The organism is Sulfurivermis fontis (assembly GCF_004001245.1).
Classification (GTDB): domain Bacteria; phylum Pseudomonadota; class Gammaproteobacteria; order Thiohalomonadales; family Thiohalomonadaceae; genus Sulfurivermis; species Sulfurivermis fontis.
In genome coordinates this window covers 71,546-91,674 of the sequence record NZ_AP018724.1, presented here as the reverse complement: position 1 = coordinate 91,674, position 20,129 = coordinate 71,546, and the positions used below count along the sequence as shown (strand labels likewise).

The window sequence follows — 20,129 nt, the reverse complement described above, 5'->3', positions numbered from 1 at the left end:
CACGAGAAAGGTTTGTTGATCATCATCATCGTGAAAGATGGGTTCACAGGCATTGCCGCGGCTCGTGACGTGATATAAAGCGCCGGCATATTCAATGCGTAGGGGTCTGGCCATGGTCAAAATGATTCGGCATGGAAAAGCGCCATGTCAAGACCTGACCCCTATCCCGTGCCCGGTGCCGCCAACCAATAACTAGGGTAGTTAGCATCATATGTATGAAGGTAGGTGCCAAGAAAAAGGGCGGGAGACTCAAGGTTCCCGCCCTTTCTCGTGCCCGCGTAACGACTCTACGAGGCAAGTTCCCGATTAAGGAATATCTCCAACGCACTGCACATTATCAGTGATGGCAGTGGTCAGTGTCGCACAGGTGTCATCGGTATAGGTAGGAATGGTATAGGTAGTACCGTTGATATCAACCTGAACACCATCGGCTACTGCGGTTCCCGCCGGATTCAAAGCGGCAGCTACGCCAGCAACGGTGGGGTAGATCGGGGTGACATTAGTTGCGGCATTCTTCGCGATCTGAATCGCATGCGCACCCTTGGCGGCACCACTCATACCCTTCTTGGCAGATGCCAGTGCTTGCGTTTGCAGATCGACGTACTTCGGAATCGCCGTCGCCGCCAGAATACCCAGAATCACGATCACCATGACCAGCTCGATCAGGGTGAAGCCTGCCTGTTGCTTGTTCATTTCAAGACTCCTGCTTTGTAGCGAGGCCGCAGCCTCCCGGTTGTTTCCGCCTCGTGCCGGCCGCAGCCGACAGGGTCATCCATGGGGCGGCAGATATTTCCGTGAATTTCGTCCTATTTCTTAACACACGCGCGTAAGGCTTTCAATCCAAAGTTGATATTTAACCTAATTCATCGGGATTTTCCGTATCGGCTCCCGGCCGCACATCCCCTTGCAGGGCGTGCAGGGCACCCACAAAAATGATCCACCCACCCGTTAGGGCCGACTGAAGTCGGCCCTACACGCTCTTGCGCGCCCTGTGACTGGCCGCATGCCACCAGCCCGGTGCAGGAGCCGAGTCCTCGCGGCGAACAGCGTCCGCGATAGACGCTGCTTTCGGCCACGGAGTGGGTTCCTCTGCAGATATGGCCGGGCTAAAGGACGCCGTGGCGGTAGGCGAGCAGGATGATCCAAATATACAGGCTGCCTGCGGTAATAAACAGCCCCGTCAGGCGCGGCCGGCGCCACAACAGGGTATTCCACTCGCTGTGGTAGACGTCCAGCGGTTTCATTGCCTGGCGGGTGGAGAGCCAGCGATTGGATCGGGCCTCCAGTCGCTTGAGCAGGCTGGGGCGGAAATAGACCACCAGGCCGAGGATCAGGGCGGCGAAATTGGCGACCAGCAGCAACCAGTAGACGTTCGCCGCCAGCAGGCCGCGCAGGTTGCCGTCCCAGTTCTCCGGCATCAGTCCAAGGGCCGCCTGGGGGTCGACCCCGGGCAGGCGCAGCAGGGTGTATCCCGCGCCGAATACGAACAGGGCGCCCACCAGGCGGTGGTGATGATAGATGCGGCGCTCGGTGTAGTGCGGCTTGTCCAGCGGCCCCAGGGCGGGACGCAGGGAATGCCAGCGGTCGAGGGGGCGGGCCAGATCCCGCAACGGCCCCGGTGCCACCAGCAGCCCGATGCCGGTAAGCAGGGCCAGAACCACCAGCGCCGTGGCGCTCCAGTACAGTGCCGTGATGATGATGTCCATGACCACCCTCTGTGCAATCCGCAGGAAACAAGCCCCGCCTTTTTATACGACAACCGCGTTCCTTTGCCCAGCGCCCCTCCCCGTCGAGCGGGGCGGGAGAACTCTCCTCCCCCACGCGTGGGGGAGGCCGGGAGGGGGCGTTACGGCGCCAGCCAGCGGTAGGGCTCCAGCGTCACCAGGCTCACACCGCCGAGAGCATCGCTGTCGGCATCGTAGCGGCCGTTGCCGTTACGGTCCTCGTAGCGCAGTTGCAGCTGGAAGCGGATGCGCGGCGGGCCGGGCAGTTCCGTTTCCAGGTACTCGCCGTGGTCGACGCGATAGATGAGGATGCCCTGCTGCGGCTCGTAGTACCAGCGGCGCGGCACCATCTGTTCCGGCGGCAACGGGCCGCCGAGGCGCTGGTAGTTGCGTGGGCGGCGGTCTGGATCGAGATAGTCCATGGGATCGGCGAGGTCCATGTCTGCCACTGCAGCGATACCGCCACGCAGCACACGTTTCATCACCTCGATACCGATGGCGCTTTGCAATGCCCCCACGGTATGGATGACGTGGGTCTGCTCTGCCACGATGCGCAGCTCCCAGATGCGGCGGGTGGCGATGACGATGAAGATCAGGATCAACAGGGTAACGAGTACCAATTGCCCGAGGCCGCGCGGCGGGCGATCCGGATCAAGCGGTTGCAACGGCATGGCCTTGCAATGCTCAGCGCCGCGCCAGCTGCGTGAGATCCCACATCGGCAGGAACACGCCCAGGGCCAGGATCAGCACCATGACGCCGACGGCGATGATCAGGATCGGCTCGATGGCGGAGCTGATGTTCTTCAGGTCGTAGTCCACCTCGCGCTCGTAGAAACCGGCCACCTCCTCCATCATCGCATCCACGGCGCCGGTCTCCTCGCCCACCGCCATCATCTGCAGCACCAGCGGAGTGAACATGGCGCTGGCGGCGGCGGTGCGGGTCAGGCTGTCGCCGCGTTCGATGCCGTTGCGCATGTTGCGGATGCGCTCGCCGATGTAGTCGTTGTCCACTGCCTGCGCCACCACGCTGAGCGCCTGAATCAGCGGCACGCCGGCGCGGGTGGACATGGCGAACGAGCGCGCGAAACGCGACAAGGTGGCGCGCAGGATGATGTCGCCGACGATGGGCAGGCGCAGCTTGAGCTTGTCCCAGCGGTACTTACCGTCCTCGGTGCGTACGTAGTAGCGCAGGGCGAAGACGAGCAGCACCACACCCGCCAGCATGAACTGCCACCAGTTCACGAAAAACTCCGAGGTGCCGATGAGCAGGCGGGTCTGCCAGGGCAGTTCCATGTGCATGCCGCGGAACACCTGGGCAAAGGCGGGTATGACGAACACGTTGATGATGCCGATGGCGATGCCGATCGCCACCAGCACGAAAGTGGGATAGCGCAATGCCATCTTGACGCGGTTGCGCGTGTCTCGCTCCAGCTCCAGATACTGCGACAACTGCAGGAAGGCGGCATCGAGCTGGCCGGTATTCTCACCGACGCGCACCATGCTGATCATCAGCGGCGAAAACAGATTGGGAAAACGGCTCATGGCGATGGACAGCTCGCGACCGCTTTCCAGCTCGATGCGGATATGGCGCAGTGCCTCGGCCAATACCAGGTTACGTGAAGTTTCGGCCAGACCGGTGATGCCGCGGATGATGGGCACACCGGCCTTGGTCAGGGTATACATCTGGCGACAGTACAGGATCAGATCATCCAGGGTGGGATTGCTGGCACCGAGACGGCGCTTGAATTCATCCCACACATCGCGCTCCGCCTTGACCTCACGGATATCCACCGGCGTGATGCCGCTGTTGAACAATTGCGTGGCCACGGCATCGGCCGAGGTCGCCTCCACCTCGCCGGTGACCAGATCACCGCGACCGTTGCGCGCCTTGTACTGGAAACGCGGCATCAGCCGTTTGCCTCCCTGGTTTCGCGCTGCTCGAGCAACTGATCCTCACCGGAGATGCGCAGCACCTCTTCCAGCGTGGTAATGCCGGCCACCGCATAATCCAGGGCATTGAGGGTGAGGGAACGGAAGCCGGGATTCGCCTTCACCGCATGGGAGAAGGCGACGGAATCATTCTGCCGCAGCGCGTCGGCCATAGCCTCATCCAGTTCCAGCAGCTCGAAGACACCGACACGGCGGTGATACCCAGTGTTGTTGCAATGCGGACACCCGGTGCCATGGCGGAATTGCAGATCATCGACCTGACTGCCGAGTAGATTACGCAGCCATGCCATCTCCTGCGGTGTCGGCGTATAGGCTGTAGTGCAACCGTCGCAGATGCGGCGCACCAAGCGCTGGGCGATGATCGCCTGCAGAGCGGTGGCCACCATATAACCGGGGATGCCCATGTCGATGAGGCGGATGGCGGTGCTGAGCGCATCGTTGGTGTGCAGGGTGGACAACACCAGATGGCCAGTGATGGAGGCGCGCAGTCCGATCTCGGCCGTCTCCTGATCGCGCATTTCGCCTACCAGGATGATGTCCGGGTCTTGACGCAGGGCAGTACGCAGCACGCTGGCGAAGCCGAGGCCGATTTTGGTATGCACCTGTACCTGATTGACGCGCGGCAGGCGGTATTCCACCGGGTCCTCGACGGTGATGATCTTCTTCTCCGCCGAGTTGATCTCGGACAGCGCGGCATACAGGGTGGTGGTCTTGCCGCTGCCGGTAGGGCCGGTCACCAGCACCAGACCATGGGGACGATGTATGTTGCGGCGGAAGCGTTGCAGGAGGTCCGCCGGCATGCCGACCTGATCGAGATCGAGGATGCCGCCGGACTGATCGAGCAGACGCATGACCACCGACTCGCCGTACTGGATAGGCATGGTGGCAACACGCACATCGATATTGTGATCCTTGACACGGATATTGAACCGACCGTCCTGCGGCAGGCGCTTCTCCGAGATATCCAGGCCGGACATCAGCTTGAGGCGTGACACCAGCGCCACGGCGATGCGCTTCTCCTTCATCACCTGCTCATGCAGCACACCGTCGATGCGCTGGCGGATACGCAGCACGCTTTCATCCGGTTCGATGTGGATGTCGGAGGCCCCCACCTGCACGGCATCTTCAAAAATGGATTGCAACAGCTTGACCACCGGGGCATCGGTGACGTCGGTGGTCTGCGCCAGGGTCGCCAGGTCGAAGTCGGTTTCCGAGAGTTCTTCCGACAACTCCACCGCCAGCGAGCTGATCTCCTCGGTACGGCGGTAGACCTGATCGATGGTGCGCAGCAGGTCGGCCTCGCGCACCACCGCTTCGCGCAGCGGCTTCTTGAGGATGCGCGCCAATTCGTCGTAGGCGAAGATATCGGTGGGATCGGCCATACCGACCAGCACCGTCTCCTGGGTATTGTCCAGCACGATGACACGGTAGCGCCGTGCCAGGGTTTCCGGGATCAGGCGTACCGTATCGGGCTTGTACTTGTAGTGCTTGAGATCGATGAGCGGGATCTGCAGCTGGCGCGACAGGAATTCCAGCAGTTGGTCTTCGCTCAGATAACCCAGGGCAATGAGCGTGCGCCCCAGCTTGAGGCCGCTCTTCTTCTGCTCCACCAGCGCACTCTGCAACTGTGCTTCCGAGATGATCTTGTGCTCGACCAGCAGGTCGCCGATGCGGATTTTCTTTTTCGGGATCATCATCTCTGTCTCACATATCTTAGGGAAGGTCTGAATATGTCCATCCTGGACTTCTCAGACCACGCCAAGCGAAAAGTGTGATTTTCGCTTGACTTCATTTTTCAACGACTTATCGTCGTTGAAAAATGGCGGCACATCCCTGTGCCGCGGAAGCTCTGAACTTATTCAGAGCTTCCTTAGTCCGTAGGCATCTGCTCCGTGGGCAACGTGGCGCTGGCGCCTGTTCGCCGCGAGGAGCCCGGCTCCTACTGTTGCAAGGCCTTCAATCGATTGCGCACATGCTCCTGCAACTGCGGCGGCAGGCTGCCCTCGGCAGCCTGCTCGTAGGCCTTGACGGCATCCGCGCGGCGCCCGGCGTTTTCCAGTGAAATGCCCATGCCCACCCACCAAGTCGCCTGCTGCGGTTGCAGCGCCAGCGCCCGGCCGTAGCTCTCCACACTTTCCTCATAGCGCAGTTCGCGCTGATACAGCGCGGCCAGGAAAGCCAGGTAATCGGGGCGTGTCATGGCGGCATGCAGGCTCTGCTCCAGGATGGTCACCGCCGCGCCGGTCTGCCCCTGTTCCACGCGCAGGCGCGCCAACAGCAGGGCGAGAGTCGGGTTGCGTGCAAAGAAACGGCGCCCCTGCTCCAGCACATCATCCGCCTCGATCAGACGACCGGCACCCAACAGCATGGCTGCCAGCATTTCGCGCGCCAGCAGATGGCCGGCATCGTGCCACAAGGCCGTGCGGAAGGCCGACTCGGCCTGCGCATGATTACCACTGCGCAAGGCGTTCACGCCACGCTGAAAATCGATCTCCGCCTGTTGCGACGGCGTGGGCGCACGCGCCGTCTTTTCCACCCTCACCGGTGCCGCCGCAGCCGGCGCAGCGGCGCGCGGTGCCGGCACGGCCGGTACCGGGGTCGTGACCGGAGCGACCGACGGTGCCGGCACGGATTGTGTTGCGGATGTTGTTACAGGTGACGGCACCGCGGCGGTGGCAGGCACCGGCGGCTCGCCCGGCGCAGCGACGGCCTGCTCGGTCACAGCCGGTACGACGGCCGGCACCGGCGCGGCAACGCGGGCCGGTGCGCCATAGCGTTGCCAGGCCAGCCAGATGACTGTCGCGGCCAGCACAACCGCTATTGCGCCCAGGGCCACAAGTACGGGGCGACGGCCACCGCGCGTCGGAGGGGTGCCCATGCCCTGCAGCAGACCGGCCGGGATGTTCGACTGCTTGGCACGGCGGGCCTCCAGGTCACGCAGCATGTCGTTAATCAGACTCATGGCTGTTGCGACTCCGCATACCAGGGTTGGCCCAGCCACCAGGCAAGGGCGGCAAGCACGATAATGGCTATCACCGCCAGCACCACCAGCCAGCGCTGGCCGCCCGCAGCCTTATGCTTGTGTACATCCTCGGTGTCCTGCGCCGCCATTTCCACATGCCGTTTGGAAATATCCCGCACCCCCTGGCCATAGCCGGCCAGCAGCGCCTTGTGCGAGAGGATGTTCACCAGCCGCGGAATGCCCCGGCTGAACTGGTGCAGGGCATCGAGGGCTTCGGCCTCAAAGCGCAGATTGCCCTTCGCGCCGGCAACCAGTAGGCGATGATTCACGTAGGCCTCCATGCCCTGCCGGTCGATGGGTGCCAGACGATAGGAAAAGGTGATGCGCTGGCGCAGCTGGCGGTTGACCCGCTCATCGAGGCGCTCATCCAGTTCGGGCTGGCCGAACAGTACCACCTGCAGCAGTTTGCGTTTCTCGGTTTCCAAATTGGTCAGCAGACGCAGCGCCTCCAGGGTTTCACCCGGCATGGCCTGCGCCTCGTCGATGAGCAACACCACCTGTTTGCCTTCGGCATGCAGCTGGATCAATCGACGCGTCACTTCCTTCATGGCGCGATGCTGACCGACGTTGCGCGCCAACTCCAGTCCCAGCTCCTCCGCCAGCGCCAGGCCCAAAGCCGGCGGCGTCAGATACGGATTGGGGATATAGGCGGAATAGAAGGCCCCGCGATCCAGCGTATTGAGCAGCTTGCGGCACAGCAACGTCTTACCGGTACCGACTTCGCCGGTGACCTTGATGAAACCCTCGCCGCCCGCCAGGGCCACCATGAGGGTGTCGAGGGCGTCGCGGTAGTGGCCATAACCGAAAAAATACTGCGTATCCGGCGTCAGGCTGAAGGGGAACTCGCGCAGGCCGTAGTGCTCCAGATACATCGTGCCCACTCACACATTGCGGTCGGCAGGCGCGGATACACCACCTGGACCGGAGAAGCTATGTTCCAGGCGACACCACATCACGGCTGCGGATCAAACTGGCGGAAGCCGGCAGACGCGCGGCGCACCTCACGCGACCACTGCTCGTCGCCCTCCACCACCGTGGGACGCAACAGGATCACCAGCTCGCTCTTGCTGGTGGCCTGACGGTTGTGGCGGAACAGGCCGCCGACCAGCGGCAGATCACCGAGCAGCGGCACCGAGTACTGCTCGTCACGGGTCTTGTTCTGCATCAGGCCGCCGATGACCACGATCTGGCCGTTCTTGGCCCGAATCATGCTGTCCGATTCGCGTACCGTGCTCGAGGCCAGCGGCATGCGCAGACTGGTGGTGGTCACCGTCACGTCCTTGATCTGCTCGCGCACCTCGGTCACCGACGGACGCACGTGCAGGATGATGTCGCCTTCCTCGCTGATCTGCGGGGTCACGTCCAGCGTGACGCCGGAGAAGAACGGCGTCAGCTCGACACTGACGTTGGGGGTGGCGGTAGTCGTCGTGGTGGTGGTGCTGGTGTTGACGTCGGTGACGAAGAATTCATCGGCACCGACCTTGATCACCGCCTTCTGGTTGTTGAGGGTGGAGATGCGCGGGCTGGACAGCACCTGCACATTGCCCTGGCTCTTCAGCAGCTCGATGAAGGCGGTGAAATTGTTGCCGGCAAAGGCTGCGGTGAACACGCCACCGAAGGCGGTGGTGGGAATGGTGCTGCCGGTGATCGGCGTCGCCGGCAGGGTCATGTTCACCGTTGAACCTGCGGTATTAGAAACGCCAGTACCACCAAACACGGTGCCGCCGCCGAGCTGGCCGAGCACCATGACATCACCGTTGTGGCGGGTCAGGGACGACCAGTTGATACCGGACTGGAAGCCGTCGGACAGCTCCACCTCCAGTATGCGCGCCTCCAGGATCACCTGGCGCTGGGTGGCCAGTTGGGCCGAGTCCAGATAATCCTTCACTGCGCGCAATTCGCCGGGCATGGCGCGCACCACGACCAGGCCGGCCTGCGGGTTCACCGACACGGAGCGTCCTTTTTCGCTGCCGACGATCACGCGCAGCGTGGCCTCCAGCGCCGGCCAGAAACTGGACTGCGATTCGGTGGTGATCTTGCTGGTTTCGGAGGTGCTGGTGGTGCTGGTGGTGGTGCCGTCACTGCTGGTGCCGCCGCTGCGGGATATCTGCGTGGCACCGGCGCTGATCTTGCTGCTGCCGCTGCGCTTGATGTCCAGGTAATTCACCTGAAAGATGCGCGTCCGCAGCACATTGGGCAGCACCTGGAAATAGTTGCCGCGGCGGTCGAAGTCATAGCCGTAGGTGTCGCGCACCATTTCCATCACTTCCGGCACGGTGACATTCTTCACGTCCAGGCTGATGCGGCCGCTGACATCGGGATGCACCATCATGTTGTAGGCCGTGCCTTCCACCAGACTGAGGAAGAAATCCCGCGCACCGGCATTGCGCACCTTGACGTCGAAACGCGGCTCCGTTGCCGTCAGGTCGGCGCCGGGAATATTGAGCTGGATGGCGGGCAACAGCGCATCACTCACCGCAGCGGGCGGTGCGGCCCTTTGCGGGCTGCGGCTCATTGTGTCGTCATCGCTGAATGCGGCATGGATTTCATCCAGCGTGCCGCGCGGCGGCGTGCCCTGGCTGGCGCAGCCGGCAAGCAACAGCACCAGCAGGTAGAGTGGCATACGGAACATGGCTTTCGATTCTGTAGTCATGGGTATCACTCGGCGGATACGGGTTTCTTCACGGCCACCGGCAGCAGCGACAGCGTGAGCTGGCGGCCCTGATGCTGCAGGCGCACCTGCGAGGGCTGGATCTCGATGACGCGCGCGCCATTGACATGGTCGCCCACGCCGACGCTGCGGCCATTGATCACGGCACTGCGGCGCTCGCGCGCGATCAGGGTGGAGCTGAGCACGAATTGCGCCGCACCGGAGGCCATGGCGGTGCTGACCGCCGCGCGACCGGGCGGACGCATGGGGTCATCCAGCGCCACAACGCTGCCTGCCAGCAGGAGCAACGACAGGCACAGGAGAAGCGTGCGCGTCCTAGACACCGATCCAGCCCTCGTTCAGGCTCAGGGTATGCACTACGATGGTGATGTGCGCCTGCGGGTATTTATCCATGGCGATCTCCAGTTCGTCCCAATACAGCGTCCAGGGCAGCGTCTGCAGTTCGCGCACGTAGGCGAGCGTGCTCTTGTAGTCGCCGGTGAACTCCAGGCGCACACCGTGACGCCAGATGCCGACATTCACCGCGGCCTCGCCCTCGACCGGCTCGACCAGGGGGCGTGCCGGCAGGCTTTCGATGCGCTGCAGCCGTAGGCCCGCCTGACGCCGGATCACCTCCTCCAGCACACGCGCCATCTGCTGCGGGGCGATGAGGCCCTGCACGGCACCGCCAATCTCCTTGTCCAGCGCCTCGATCTGTGCCGTGAGCTGCTCCTTCTGGCGCTGATTGTCGGCATCGGGGTCCTGGCTCTGGCGACGCAGAATGTTCTGCATCTGCTCGTCGAAGGCCGTGATTTCCTTCTGCAGCGTGCCGATGCGCTCCAGCGCGCGCTTCTGCTGCGCCTCCAGCGGGCTGAACAGGATCAGCTGGGCCAGCATGTAGAGCACGGCGATCAAGCTGAGGAACAGCAGGCCGCGCTCGCGCAGGGAGAGGGCATCGATGCGCACGCGCAGTTGTTCGAGGCGTTCCTTCATCGTGTTTCCACCCTCTCGGTCAGCAGCACGAAGTCCACTTGCTGCGGCGTTTTCTCGGCGCGGCTCAGGGTGAACTGGCGGAACTCGACACCGTTGAAGGCGGCCTCGGCAGACAGGCGCTGCAGATATTGCGGCACCTGCTCCGGATTGAAGGCGCTGCCGCGCAGTTCGACCACGCTGCCGCCGCCGCGCAGTCCAATCTGGGTCAGCCATAGCTGCGGCAGGCGCTGCCGCGCGAGGCCTTCGAGATGGGCGGCATAGCCGGTGGTATTGCCGCTGCGACGATCGGCCAGTTGCGCCACCACCCGCTGCTTGTCACGCAAATCGGCGCGCAGGCGCACGACTTCCTGTTCCAGTGCCATGTTCTTGCTGCGCTCGGGTATGGCGCGCGCCAGATCGGCCACCCGTTTGGCTGCGTCATCGCGCTGGCGCACGAATTGTGCCACCTGGTTTTCCAGGCTGTAGGTCTGCCAGGCGGCATAGACGAAAAAAAGCAACATGCCCACCAGCACCAATGCCGCGCCCTGCAGCATGGTCTTGGCGGAGAAGATCTTTTCCTGCTTGCGGAAGAGGGGCTGGTAGAGATTGATCTGCTGCATTACAGCGCCCTCTCTTCCACGCGCAAGGCGGCGCCGATGGCCGGCAGGCATTGCGCCTGCAACTCGTCACTCAGCGTCTGCTCGCAGTCCAGCACGGTGTTGAGATCCAGCATGCGCACCGGCAGGCCGAGATTGCCGCCCAGGTAGCCGGCGAGGCCGGGTACCGGTTGTGCCAGCGGCGCGATGACCAGGCCGCTGATGGGCGGCAAGCCGAAGTGGCTTTCGAAATAGTCCACCGACCGCTGGATCTCCAGCACGATGGTATCCATCAGGCGGCGCAGGGCCGGCGCCGGGCCGGCGTCGTCATCGAGAGTGAATTCGCTTTCCGTGGATGCAGGCAATGCCGACAGCAATTGATCGGTGCCGAACTCCAGATTGCGTGCCAGGAACAGGCTGCCCTGGCGGGTGAGCGTGAGCAGGCCGCCCCGTGGCGTGAGATGGAGCAGGGCGACACCGCTCTGATCTTCCGGCAGCAGGGCGGCGATATTGCGCTGCGCCAGTTCGGCGATGTCGATGATGCGCAGATTCACGTCGGCACCTTCCAGCAGATCGATGTGCTCCTGGACGATGGTGATGCGCGCCACCACCACATACATCATCTTGGTACGGCCGCGCTGACCTTCGATGTCGAAGACGTCGAGCACGGCATCGTCGACATGGAAATCGATCAGGTCCTTGATGCGCCAACGCACGGCCGCCTTCAGCTCGGTGGGGTCCACCTCCGGCGCCTCCACCAGCAGCAGGCTGCACTGGCTGGCATCCATCAGGCTGGTGCAGTCGGCCGCATCGAGCTGGTACTTGCTTGCGAGGGAGGACAGTACGGCGGACCGTTCGGCGGCGGTTGCCGGGTGAAATTCGCACAGCGCGACGCGGGGACGTGCATCGGCGCCGCTGCGGGTGATGCGGGCGATACCGATTCCTTCGCTGTGGATGCTGATCCCTATCAGTCCGCTGACGCTTTTCTTTCGTTTTAGTAGCGAAAACAGGGCCCTGTCTCCTTGGTTGCGCGCGTCCGGGGTGAAAATGTGACCCGGTTCACATTGGCGCTAAGATTAATACAGACTTTTGCCTAGAATCAACAATAACTAATAGTCCTAAGCTCCTGAAAAACCGTGTGAGTTTATCCCTTATTTCACCCCGCAGCAGTTATTGCGTGGTGCCGATGTGTTGAGGCTCAGGGTACCGGTGAGCTGGGCCACCTCGCTCAGGCCGTGGCGCTTGAGGTAGGCGGCGATGCCGGCGTTGATCTTGCCGCACACCAGCGGGTCGTAGAACAGCGCGGTACCGATACCCACCGCCGTGGCGCCGGCGATGATGAACTCCAACGCATCCTCGGCGGTGGTGATGCCGCCCTGGCCGATGATGGGGATGCCGTGGTCGCGGCACACCTGGTAGACCTGGTGGGTGCGCAGCAGGGCCACCGGCTTGATGGCCGGGCCGGACAGGCCACCCTGGTTGTTGCCCAGGATCGGCGTGCGGCTCTCGATATCGATGGCCATGCCCATCAGGGTGTTGATCACGGCGAAGGCGTCGGTGCCGGCCTCGATGCAGCCGCGGGCGTTGCCGGCGATGTCGGTCTGGTTGGGCGACAACTTGGTGATGAGCGGCTTGTTGGTGGCCTTGCGCACTACCTCCACCACCTTGGCGGACATGGCCGGGTCGTTGCCGAAGGCCACGCCGCCGGCCTTGACGTTGGGGCAGGAGATGTTGATCTCGATGGCATCGATGGGCGAGTCGTCGAAGATGCGCGCCACTTCGGCGTATTCCTCCACCGTGGAGCCGGAGATGTTGGCGATGAAGCGGGTTTCCCCGAAGTCCAGCGTCGGCAGGATCTTGTCCACCACATAACGCGCCCCCGGATTCTGCAGGCCGATGGCGTTGAGCATGCCCTGCGGGGTTTCATAGACGCGGTGCGGCGCATTGCCCAGGCGCGGTTCCAGGGTGGTGCCCTTGAGGCACACGGCACCCACCTCGCGGTTGGAAAACCCCTGTACCCGGGTGTATTCCTCGCCGAAGCCGACGCAGCCGGACAGCAGCACGATGGGGGAGGCGAAGTTCATGCCGCAGAAGTCCACGGCGAGGAGTGGTTTGTCTTCGGTATGCATTAGGGTCAGTTACAAATGGCAAGTTACAAGTGACAAGATACTCGGGAAAAAAGCAGAGGAACAGAGGCGTTTTCTAGTATCTTGCAACTTGTTACTTGCCACTTGCCACTTCCATCCATGTTTCACGTCGTCCTGTTCCAGCCCGAGATCCCGCCCAACACCGGCAACGTCATCCGCCTGTGCGCCAACACCGGGGCGCAGCTGCACCTGATCCGCCCGCTGGGTTTCGAGCTGGACGATAGGCGCCTGCGCCGGGCCGGGCTGGACTACCACGAGTACGCCACCCTGAAGGTGCACGACAGCTATGAGGATTTCCTACGGGAGCTGAAGCCGGCACGGGTGTTTGCCTGCACCACCCGCGGCCGGCAGGACTACAGCGCGGTGGCCTATCGGGAGGGCGACGTGCTGCTGTTCGGGGCGGAAAGCCGCGGCCTGCCACAGGAGATCATCGACAGCCTGCCGCCCGAACACCGTCTGCGCATCCCCATGCGCCCGTGCAACCGCAGCCTCAACCTGTCCAATGCGGTGGCGGTGATCCTGTACGAGGCCTGGCGGCAGCAGGGTTTCCGCTGACGCCCACCGCCAGTGCGGGCAGTCGATACAAAAAAGCGGGCTACGCCCGCTCGTCTTTTTGCTCCCGGGCCAGCAGCGCCTGCACCGCCGCCTGCACCGGCTGCCCCTGGTGCAGTACGCGCCACACCTGCTCGGTGATGGGCATCTCGACCCCCATCGCACCGGCCAGCGCCCACACCTCGGCGGCGGTCTGCACCCCCTCCACCACCTGGCGGATCTCCTGCCGCGCCTGTTGCTGGTCGCTGCCGCGGCCCAGCGCCAGACCCAGGCGGCGGTTGCGCGACTGGTCATCGGTGCAGGTGAGCACCAGGTCGCCCAGCCCGGCCAGGCCCATGAAGGTTTCCTGCCGTCCGCCCAGGGCCACGCCCAGACGCATCATCTCGGCCAGACCGCGGGTGATCAGAGCGGCGCGGGTGTTGGCGCCCAGGCCCATGCCGTCGGCGATGCCGGCGGCGATGGCCAGCACATTCTTGATGGCACCGCCCAGCTCGACGCCGACGACGTCGTCGCTGGTGTAGGCGCGGAAGGTGGTGTCGTGCAGGCAGGCGGCGAAATAACGCCCCACCCCTGCATCGCGGCAGGCGACGGTCACGGCGGTGGGCAGGCCGGCGGCCACCTCGCGGGCGAAGGTGGGCCCGGAGATCACCGCCGGCGCGATGTCGCTACCCAGCTCCTCGGCCGTCACCTGGTGCAGCAGCTTGCGGCTGCCCTGTTCCAGGCCCTTGGTGGCCCAGGCCAGGCGGGTGGTGGCCGTGACCTGGGGGGCGATGGCCTGCAGGGTGGCGCGGGCACTGTGGCTCGGCACCGCCAGCAGCAGGTCGTCCGCCGCCGCCAGTGCCTCCTCCAGGTCGGCCGTGGCGCGCAGGCCGGCGGGGAAGGGGTGGTTCGGCAGGTAGCGCGCATTGCGCCGCTCCGCCTGCATGGCCGCCGCCTGGGCGGCATCGCGCGCCCACAGCAGGGTGGGGAGGCCGTTGCGCGCCAGCAGGATGGCCAGCGCCGTACCCCACGACCCGGCGCCGAGGACGGCGATGGTCGGCTGGCCCATTCAGTGAACCGGCGCTTCCTTGCCGGCGTCGCTCTGCTGCCGCGCCAGATGCTGGGCATACAGGGCGTCGAAATTGATCGGTGCCAGCAGCAGCTGCGGGAAACTACCCTTGCTCACCAGGCTGGTGATGGTCTCGCGGGCATAGGGGAACAGGATGTTCGGGCAATAGCTGCCCAGCATGCCGGCCAGGGTCGGCTCGTCGAAACCGGCGATGGTGAAGATGCCGGCCTGCTGCACCTCGACCAGATAGGCGGTCTTGTCGCCCGCCTTGCAGGTGACGGTGAGGGTGAGCACCACCTCGAAGACATCATCGGCCAGGCGGGTGCCGCCGGAATTGAGTTCGACGTTGACCTCGGGCTGCCACTGGGTGGCGAAAACCGCCGGCGAGTTCGGGGTCTCGAAGGACACATCCTTCAGATAGACGCGCTGGATGGCGAACTGCGGCTGGGTCTCGCTGTTCTGGGCTGTGCTGTTGTCGTTGTCGGACATGGTCGAGCCTTCGCTAGGGGTTGATATCGGTCACAGATGCTGCCGCGTCCACGCCAGCAGGTTTTGCAGATCCAGGGCACCGGAGATGCGCGCCGCCTCGCGGCCGCCCTTGAACAGGATCAGGGTGGGAATGCTGCGGATACCGTAGCGCGCCGCCAGCGCCTGCTGCTCCTCGGTGTTGACCTTGGCCAGGCGCACATGGGGCTCCAGCTCGGCAGCGGCACGCTCGAACACCGGCGCCATCATCTTGCAGGGTCCGCACCAACTGGCCCAGAAATCCACCAGCAGTGGGATATCGCTGCGACTCAGATGCTGTGCAAAGTTCGCTTCGCGCAGGGCGAGCGGGTGGCCGGTGAACAAGGGCTGCCTGCAGCGGCCGCAATGGCCCCCGGCGCCCAGCTTGTCGCGCGGGACACGGTTTACGCTATCGCAATGAGGACAGACGACGTGCAGACCGTCATTCATGGTATGGCACCTAACCTTTCAGCAGCGGGTCCAGCTGCCCCGCGGCGTCGAGTGCATGCAAATCGTCGCAACCGCCGACGTGGCGGTCATCGATGAATATCTGCGGCACCGACGAGCCACCGTTGGCGCGGCGCTCCATCTCCGGCCGCAGTTCCGGCTTGAGATCGATGCGGTACTCGGTGTATGGCACGCCCTTGCGTTCCAGCAGGCTGCGGGCACGAACGCAGTAAGGGCAACTGCCGGTGGAATAGATTTCAACCTTGGCCATGGTGAGCCTCTCTCTGTTGTGCGAGATCGCGCTCTCGCGTTCCGTTCACTTCTTTTTTCGCTTACCGCCGCGGCTGACCGGCAGGCTGGCATTTTCCCACGCCAGAATACCACCGCGCAGGTTGTAGACCCTCTCGAAACCCTGCTTACGCAGCATGGCACAGGCGCTGGCGGAACGGTGACCGCTGCGACAGCCGACGACCACGGCACGCCCTTTGTAGGCCTCCAGCTCACCCAGGCGCTCGCGCAGCTTGCCGAGCGGGATATGGATGGAGTCCTGTACGTGGCCGGCGGCGTATTCGCTGTCCTCGCGCACGTCCAGCATCACCGCCTCCTGGTGATTCATCAGCTGCACCGCCTCCAGCGGCTGCACTTCCTGATAGCCACGCAGCCGGGCGCTGAAGCTGGTATAGACCAGCATGGCAAGCGTTACGAACAGGGCCAGAAACAGGTCCCAGTGATTGAAAAAGAATTGGCCGAATTGCTGCATGGGTCAGTCGCGGGTTTGCCGGAGATAGGGTAGGCAGCCGGCGGCGGGCGCCGCCGGCAGGGGTATGACGATCAGGAACAGGCCGTGCCGCCGCTGGGTACGCCCAGCTTCTTCAGGATGGTGTCCAGCGGACAGAACTTGGTGAAGCCGCTCTGGAACAGGTTCAGGCCGACGAAGGCGGTGAACCACAGCCAGTTGGCGTTGTGGAAGAGGGGGCTGGCTTCAACGCCCAGGCCCAGGCTGAGCAGGACAAAGAAACCGGCCACGATACGTACGATACGTTCGACAGTCATCTGGATAACCTCTGAAGATACGGGAAATCGCTCTAATGGGGACGGCCGCGGCGCCACACAAGCAATACTCACCCCATGGTGCAGAACACATCGCGCATCATGCGGATCAGCGCGAGGGTGCGGTTGTCCTCCACACGGTAATAGACCCGGTTGGCATCCTTGCGCGCCGACAGGATACCCTTGTCGCGCAGGATGGCAAGGTGCTGGGAGATATTGCTCTGGGAGGTGCCGACCCGATCCACGATGTCTTGCACGCTGACCTCCTGGTCGCCCAGGACGCAGAGGATCTTCAAGCGCAGCGGGTGGGACATGGCCTTGAGGGAACGGGAGGCGCGGTCGATATCCTCGTCACGGGTGATGAGACCGTTGTTTTCCGATTCAGCTGCTGCCATCGCTCCCCCACCTGGCATCGCGCACACCTTGTGTTGCGTCATGATTTTCCTGTTTTTCTCCGCCGCTGATGCTGCTTTTGCACAGCAAAACAATATACAATAAAGCCCCATTTGAGAAGAGTTTTATTCTAATACATTGATACAGTTACCTCGCACCTGCGGCCCCGCAGACAGGGTTCCGGGGGAGCTTGTGGCGGGCAGGGCGAGACCGCATATTGCACATTAGACTTAGTCTAACCCCATATTCCACGACGATCCGACACCCGAACATGTCCGCGAACCACAGACCCCGTCCGCTCCTTCTTATCGTGCTCGACGGCTGGGGCTATTCCGAGAGTCCCCATTACAACGCCGTGCTCAGTGCCCGCACCCCGGTATGGGACAAGCTGTGGAGTGAGTGCCCGCATACATTTGTCCGTACCTCCGGCGCCGAAGTCGGCCTGCCGGCCGGTCAGATGGGTAATTCCGAGGTGGGCCACCTGAATCTGGGCGCCGGCCGCGTGGTATACCAGGAGTTCACCCGCGTCAGCCGCGCCATCAAGACCGGTTCGTTCTTCACCAACCAGACCCTCACCGATGCAGTGGACCTGGCGGTGAACAACGACAAGGCGGTGCACATCCTCGGCCTGCTGTCCCCCGGCGGCGTGCACAGTCACGAGGAACACATCCATGCCATGGTCGAGCTGGCGGTACAGCGCGGGGCAAAAAAACTTTACGTCCACGCCTTCCTCGACGGCCGCGACACCCCGCCGAAGAGTGCCGAGAGCTCGCTGCGCCTGATGCAGGAAAAGATCGATCAGCTGGGCGGTGGCCGCATCGTCTCCATCATCGGCCGTTTCTACGCCATGGACCGTGACCACCGCTGGCCGCGCATCCAGGCCGCCTACGACCTGATCACCGGCTGCGCCGCCGAGTTCCAGGCGCCGGACGCCATCACCGCCCTGAACATGGCTTACGAACGCGGCGAGACCGACGAATTCGTCAAGGGCACGTGGATCGTCCCCGCCGGCGAGAAGCCGGTGAGCTTCGCGGACGGCGACGTGCTCATCTCCATGAACTACCGTTCCGACCGCGCGCGCCAGATCACCCGCCCGTTCATCGAGCCGAATTTCGATTGCTTCGAGCGCCGCTGCAAACCCAAGCTGGGCATGTTCGTCAGCCTCACCGAATACAGTGCCGACTTCGACATCCCGGTGGCCTTCCCCCCGGAGCGCCTGCGCAACGTGTTCGGCGAATATGTCTCCCGCCTCGGCCTGCACCAGCTGCGCATCGCCGAGACCGAGAAGTACGCCCACGTGACCTTCTTCTTCAACGGCGGACGCGAGGAGCCGTTCGAGTTCGAAGACCGCATCCTGATCCCGTCACCCCAGGTCTCCACCTACGACCAGAAGCCGGAGATGAGTGCGCCGCTGGTCACCGACCACCTGGTGGAGGCGGTGCAGAGCGGCAAATACGACGTCATCATCTGCAACTACGCCAACCCGGACATGGTGGGCCACACCGGCAACTTCGCGGCTACCGTGCAGGCCATCGAGGCCCTCGACACCTGCCTCGGTCGCCTGGTGGCGGCGGTAGAAAAGGCCGGCGGCGAGATGCTGATCACCGCCGACCACGGCAATGCCGAGCAGATGGTGGGCGAAGACACCGGCCAGCCGCACACTGCCCACACCTCCAATCCGGTGCCGCTGGTGTACTTCGGCCCGCGCCGACTCAATCTCACCCCTGGCATTCTGTCGGATATCGCGCCCACCATGCTGAGCCTGATGGAGCTGGATATCCCGAGCGAGATGACCGGCCACAACCTCGCCGCCGACCCTGCTGAGGAAGAAGCTCAGCCGTGAGGGCCCGGGCCCTGCTCCTGCTGCTGGTGCCGGCGCTGACCCTGGCGTCCGGCACCATCCAGCGCGACAGCGACCCCGCCGCACGCGCCGCCACCCGCCAGACCAAGGAGGCGGAACTCCTGCAGTTGCGCGAGCGCATCGCCTCCCTGCGCGGCGAGCTCAACAAGGTGCGTACCCGTTACGATGCCCTGCGCGAGGAGTTGCGCGGTGTGGAAGAGGCGGTGGCCCGCATCAGCCAGGAGCTGCGTAACCTGGATGATCGCCTGGCGGCACAAGCGCGCCGCCTCAGCGCCCTGCAAAAGCACCGCGCCGATCTCGAAGGCTCCATCGCCCAGCAGCGCCGCTACCTGGAACAGCAGATCCGCGCCGCCTACGCCATGGGGCGGCAGGAATACCTCAAGATCCTCCTCAATCAGGAAGACCCGGCCACCCTCAACCGCGCCCTGACCTACTACGACTACCTCAACCGCGCCCGCTCCGAGCGTATCACCGCCCTCTTGGAAACCGTGCAGCAGCTGGAAGGGGTGCGCCGCGAGATCGAGGCCGAGAGCCAGCGTCTCGGCCAACTGCGCGAACAGCAGCGCCTGCGCAAGGTGGAGCTGGAAAAGAACCAGGCGGCACGCAGCGGGCTGCTGGCCGAGCTGGAACAGGAACTGAACAGCAAGGACCGCCGTCTCAAGGGCTTGCTGGCGGACGAAAAGGAACTGGAACAGCTGATCCTGGCCCTGGCCCAGGCGCTGGAGGACATTCCCGCCGAACCGGGCAACCACAAGCCCTTCGCCCAGCTGCGCGGCAAGCTGCCCTGGCCGGTGCGCGGCCGCATCGTCGAATCTTTCGGCAGCGAACGTTTCGGCAGCCTGCGCTGGCAGGGGGTGGTGCTGAGCGCAAAGGAAGGGCTGCCGGTTCGCGCCGTATCCCACGGCCGCGTCGCCTTCGCCGACTGGCTGCGCGGCTACGGCTACCTGCTGATCCTCGATCACGGCGACGGCTTCATGAGCCTGTACGGCAACAATCAGAGCCTGCACAAGGATGTCGGCGACTGGGTCAGCGCCGGCGAGACCATCGCCAGCATCGGTTCCAGCGGCGGCAACGAGCGCAGCGGTCTGTATTTCGAGATCCGTCACGACGGCAAGCCACAGGATCCGACCCGCTGGTGCCGCCGCTAGCACATGGGGGCGGCATTCTGAGGTAATATCGTCGGCAACCCGCGCGCCAGACACGGTGCGAGCAA

At 63.8% G+C, this 20,129-nt stretch carries 23 protein-coding genes and 1 pseudogene; 3 read left to right on the top strand and 21 right to left on the bottom strand.

What is annotated here, in order from left to right; all coding sequences use genetic code 11:
• Positions 1-3: 3 nt before the first annotated feature.
• From EP379_RS16905 to EP379_RS00405, 14 genes and pseudogenes are all read right to left on the bottom strand, one after another.
• Positions 4-114 (bottom strand): annotated as a pseudogene (locus EP379_RS16905) (addiction module toxin RelE); the annotation flags it as partial.
• Positions 115-306: 192 nt separating this feature from the next.
• Positions 307-693 carry a pilin gene (locus tag EP379_RS16785; RefSeq protein ID WP_127474659.1) on the bottom strand — a complete coding sequence of 129 codons (387 nt, stop codon included), beginning with the start codon at positions 691-693 and terminating at the stop codon, positions 307-309.
• A 413-nt stretch (positions 694-1,106) separates the two neighbouring features.
• Complete coding sequence (locus EP379_RS00460; protein ID WP_127474657.1) at positions 1,107-1,706, bottom strand: hypothetical protein; 600 nt, start codon at positions 1,704-1,706, stop codon at positions 1,107-1,109.
• Positions 1,707-1,846: 140 nt separating this feature from the next.
• The gene (locus EP379_RS00455; protein WP_127474655.1) at positions 1,847-2,395 is read right to left on the bottom strand and encodes a hypothetical protein; all 549 of its coding nucleotides are present in this window, start codon (positions 2,393-2,395) and stop codon (positions 1,847-1,849) included.
• Positions 2,396-2,408: 13 nt separating this feature from the next.
• Entirely contained in the window at positions 2,409-3,632 is a 1,224-nt protein-coding gene (locus tag EP379_RS00450) for a type II secretion system F family protein (RefSeq protein ID WP_127474653.1), read from the bottom strand.
• Positions 3,632-5,371: a GspE/PulE family protein gene (locus EP379_RS00445; RefSeq protein ID WP_172600326.1), complete on the bottom strand. Its 1,740-nt coding sequence runs from the start codon at positions 5,369-5,371 to the stop codon at positions 3,632-3,634. Before EP379_RS00445 ends, EP379_RS00450 begins: the two co-directional genes overlap by 1 nt.
• Positions 5,372-5,613: 242 nt before the next feature.
• The gene (locus EP379_RS00440) at positions 5,614-6,636 is read right to left on the bottom strand and encodes a tetratricopeptide repeat protein (RefSeq protein WP_127474651.1); all 1,023 of its coding nucleotides are present in this window, start codon (positions 6,634-6,636) and stop codon (positions 5,614-5,616) included.
• Positions 6,633-7,568, bottom strand: a complete 936-nt coding sequence (locus EP379_RS00435) for an ExeA family protein (protein ID WP_127478776.1) — start codon at positions 7,566-7,568, stop codon at positions 6,633-6,635. Before EP379_RS00435 ends, EP379_RS00440 begins: the two co-directional genes overlap by 4 nt.
• 80 nt (positions 7,569-7,648) lie before the next feature.
• Positions 7,649-9,349 (bottom strand): pilus (MSHA type) biogenesis protein MshL, encoded by a 1,701-nt coding sequence (gene mshL / locus EP379_RS00430; protein ID WP_127474649.1) that lies wholly within the window; start codon positions 9,347-9,349, stop codon positions 7,649-7,651.
• Between the two features lie 5 nt (positions 9,350-9,354).
• A complete protein-coding gene (locus EP379_RS00425; RefSeq protein ID WP_127474647.1) occupies positions 9,355-9,612 on the bottom strand; it encodes a hypothetical protein in 258 nt (85 codons plus the stop codon).
• A gap of 70 nt (positions 9,613-9,682) precedes the next feature.
• Positions 9,683-10,339: a hypothetical protein gene (locus EP379_RS00420; RefSeq protein WP_127474645.1), complete on the bottom strand. Its 657-nt coding sequence runs from the start codon at positions 10,337-10,339 to the stop codon at positions 9,683-9,685.
• Positions 10,336-10,938, bottom strand: a complete 603-nt coding sequence (locus EP379_RS00415) for a PilN domain-containing protein (RefSeq protein ID WP_172600325.1) — start codon at positions 10,936-10,938, stop codon at positions 10,336-10,338. Before EP379_RS00415 ends, EP379_RS00420 begins: the two co-directional genes overlap by 4 nt.
• Complete coding sequence (pilM, locus tag EP379_RS00410; protein ID WP_127474641.1) at positions 10,938-11,702, bottom strand: pilus assembly protein PilM; 765 nt, start codon at positions 11,700-11,702, stop codon at positions 10,938-10,940. Before pilM ends, EP379_RS00415 begins: the two co-directional genes overlap by 1 nt.
• A gap of 363 nt (positions 11,703-12,065) precedes the next feature.
• Entirely contained in the window at positions 12,066-13,043 is a 978-nt protein-coding gene (locus tag EP379_RS00405) for a dihydroorotate dehydrogenase (protein ID WP_127474639.1), read from the bottom strand.
• 117 nt (positions 13,044-13,160) lie between these two features.
• Here EP379_RS00405 and trmL point away from each other — a divergent pair, with 117 nt between their 5' ends.
• The gene (gene trmL / locus EP379_RS00400; RefSeq protein WP_127474637.1) at positions 13,161-13,616 is read left to right on the top strand and encodes a tRNA (uridine(34)/cytosine(34)/5-carboxymethylaminomethyluridine(34)-2'-O)-methyltransferase TrmL; all 456 of its coding nucleotides are present in this window, start codon (positions 13,161-13,163) and stop codon (positions 13,614-13,616) included.
• Between the two features lie 40 nt (positions 13,617-13,656).
• On the opposite strand, the gene EP379_RS00395 is transcribed toward trmL, so the two are convergent.
• The 7 genes from EP379_RS00395 to EP379_RS00365 form a co-directional block, all read right to left on the bottom strand.
• Positions 13,657-14,661: an NAD(P)H-dependent glycerol-3-phosphate dehydrogenase gene (locus EP379_RS00395; protein ID WP_127474635.1), complete on the bottom strand. Its 1,005-nt coding sequence runs from the start codon at positions 14,659-14,661 to the stop codon at positions 13,657-13,659.
• Positions 14,662-15,150: a protein-export chaperone SecB gene (secB, locus tag EP379_RS00390; protein ID WP_127474633.1), complete on the bottom strand. Its 489-nt coding sequence runs from the start codon at positions 15,148-15,150 to the stop codon at positions 14,662-14,664.
• 30 nt (positions 15,151-15,180) lie between these two features.
• Positions 15,181-15,615: a thioredoxin TrxC gene (gene trxC / locus EP379_RS00385; protein WP_127474631.1), complete on the bottom strand. Its 435-nt coding sequence runs from the start codon at positions 15,613-15,615 to the stop codon at positions 15,181-15,183.
• 10 nt (positions 15,616-15,625) lie between these two features.
• A complete protein-coding gene (gene grxC / locus EP379_RS00380) occupies positions 15,626-15,883 on the bottom strand; it encodes a glutaredoxin 3 (RefSeq protein ID WP_127474629.1) in 258 nt (85 codons plus the stop codon).
• 45 nt (positions 15,884-15,928) lie between these two features.
• Positions 15,929-16,372: a rhodanese-like domain-containing protein gene (locus tag EP379_RS00375; RefSeq protein ID WP_127474627.1), complete on the bottom strand. Its 444-nt coding sequence runs from the start codon at positions 16,370-16,372 to the stop codon at positions 15,929-15,931.
• Between the two features lie 71 nt (positions 16,373-16,443).
• Positions 16,444-16,665, bottom strand: coding sequence for a YgaP family membrane protein (locus tag EP379_RS00370; RefSeq protein ID WP_127474625.1), 222 nt, complete (start codon positions 16,663-16,665; stop codon positions 16,444-16,446).
• Positions 16,666-16,733: 68 nt separating this feature from the next.
• Positions 16,734-17,057, bottom strand: a complete 324-nt coding sequence (locus tag EP379_RS00365; RefSeq protein WP_127474623.1) for an ArsR/SmtB family transcription factor — start codon at positions 17,055-17,057, stop codon at positions 16,734-16,736.
• A 269-nt stretch (positions 17,058-17,326) separates the two neighbouring features.
• Between EP379_RS00365 and gpmI the strand changes: the two genes are divergently transcribed.
• Positions 17,327-18,898 (top strand): 2,3-bisphosphoglycerate-independent phosphoglycerate mutase, encoded by a 1,572-nt coding sequence (gene gpmI / locus EP379_RS00360; RefSeq protein WP_127474621.1) that lies wholly within the window; start codon positions 17,327-17,329, stop codon positions 18,896-18,898.
• Complete coding sequence (locus EP379_RS00355) at positions 18,895-20,064, top strand: murein hydrolase activator EnvC family protein (protein WP_127474619.1); 1,170 nt, start codon at positions 18,895-18,897, stop codon at positions 20,062-20,064. Before gpmI ends, EP379_RS00355 begins: the two co-directional genes overlap by 4 nt.
• Positions 20,065-20,129: the final 65 nt, after the last annotated feature.

Excerpts from the sequence above, each read along its gene's own strand:
- EP379_RS16785 (WP_127474659.1), bottom strand. The coding sequence starts at position 693 with ATGAACAAGCAACAGGCAGGCTTCACCCTGATCGAGCTGGTCATGGTG.
- EP379_RS00460 (WP_127474657.1), bottom strand. The coding sequence starts at position 1,706 with ATGGACATCATCATCACGGCACTGTACTGGAGCGCCACGGCGCTGGTG.
- EP379_RS00455 (WP_127474655.1), bottom strand. The coding sequence starts at position 2,395 with ATGCCGTTGCAACCGCTTGATCCGGATCGCCCGCCGCGCGGCCTCGGG.
- EP379_RS00450 (WP_127474653.1), bottom strand. The coding sequence starts at position 3,632 with ATGCCGCGTTTCCAGTACAAGGCGCGCAACGGTCGCGGTGATCTGGTC.
- EP379_RS00445 (WP_172600326.1), bottom strand. The coding sequence starts at position 5,371 with ATGATGATCCCGAAAAAGAAAATCCGCATCGGCGACCTGCTGGTCGAG.
- EP379_RS00440 (WP_127474651.1), bottom strand. The coding sequence starts at position 6,636 with ATGAGTCTGATTAACGACATGCTGCGTGACCTGGAGGCCCGCCGTGCC.
- EP379_RS00435 (WP_127478776.1), bottom strand. The coding sequence starts at position 7,568 with ATGTATCTGGAGCACTACGGCCTGCGCGAGTTCCCCTTCAGCCTGACG.
- mshL (WP_127474649.1), bottom strand. The coding sequence starts at position 9,349 with ATGACTACAGAATCGAAAGCCATGTTCCGTATGCCACTCTACCTGCTG.
- EP379_RS00425 (WP_127474647.1), bottom strand. The coding sequence starts at position 9,612 with ATGCGTCCGCCCGGTCGCGCGGCGGTCAGCACCGCCATGGCCTCCGGT.
- EP379_RS00420 (WP_127474645.1), bottom strand. The coding sequence starts at position 10,339 with ATGAAGGAACGCCTCGAACAACTGCGCGTGCGCATCGATGCCCTCTCC.
- EP379_RS00415 (WP_172600325.1), bottom strand. The coding sequence starts at position 10,938 with ATGCAGCAGATCAATCTCTACCAGCCCCTCTTCCGCAAGCAGGAAAAG.
- pilM (WP_127474641.1), bottom strand. The coding sequence starts at position 11,702 with ATGGATGCCAGCCAGTGCAGCCTGCTGCTGGTGGAGGCGCCGGAGGTG.
- EP379_RS00405 (WP_127474639.1), bottom strand. The coding sequence starts at position 13,043 with ATGCATACCGAAGACAAACCACTCCTCGCCGTGGACTTCTGCGGCATG.
- trmL (WP_127474637.1), top strand. The coding sequence starts at position 13,161 with ATGTTTCACGTCGTCCTGTTCCAGCCCGAGATCCCGCCCAACACCGGC.
- EP379_RS00395 (WP_127474635.1), bottom strand. The coding sequence starts at position 14,661 with ATGGGCCAGCCGACCATCGCCGTCCTCGGCGCCGGGTCGTGGGGTACG.
- secB (WP_127474633.1), bottom strand. The coding sequence starts at position 15,150 with ATGTCCGACAACGACAACAGCACAGCCCAGAACAGCGAGACCCAGCCG.
- trxC (WP_127474631.1), bottom strand. The coding sequence starts at position 15,615 with ATGAATGACGGTCTGCACGTCGTCTGTCCTCATTGCGATAGCGTAAAC.
- grxC (WP_127474629.1), bottom strand. The coding sequence starts at position 15,883 with ATGGCCAAGGTTGAAATCTATTCCACCGGCAGTTGCCCTTACTGCGTT.
- EP379_RS00375 (WP_127474627.1), bottom strand. The coding sequence starts at position 16,372 with ATGCAGCAATTCGGCCAATTCTTTTTCAATCACTGGGACCTGTTTCTG.
- EP379_RS00370 (WP_127474625.1), bottom strand. The coding sequence starts at position 16,665 with ATGACTGTCGAACGTATCGTACGTATCGTGGCCGGTTTCTTTGTCCTG.
- EP379_RS00365 (WP_127474623.1), bottom strand. The coding sequence starts at position 17,057 with ATGGCAGCAGCTGAATCGGAAAACAACGGTCTCATCACCCGTGACGAG.
- gpmI (WP_127474621.1), top strand. The coding sequence starts at position 17,327 with ATGTCCGCGAACCACAGACCCCGTCCGCTCCTTCTTATCGTGCTCGAC.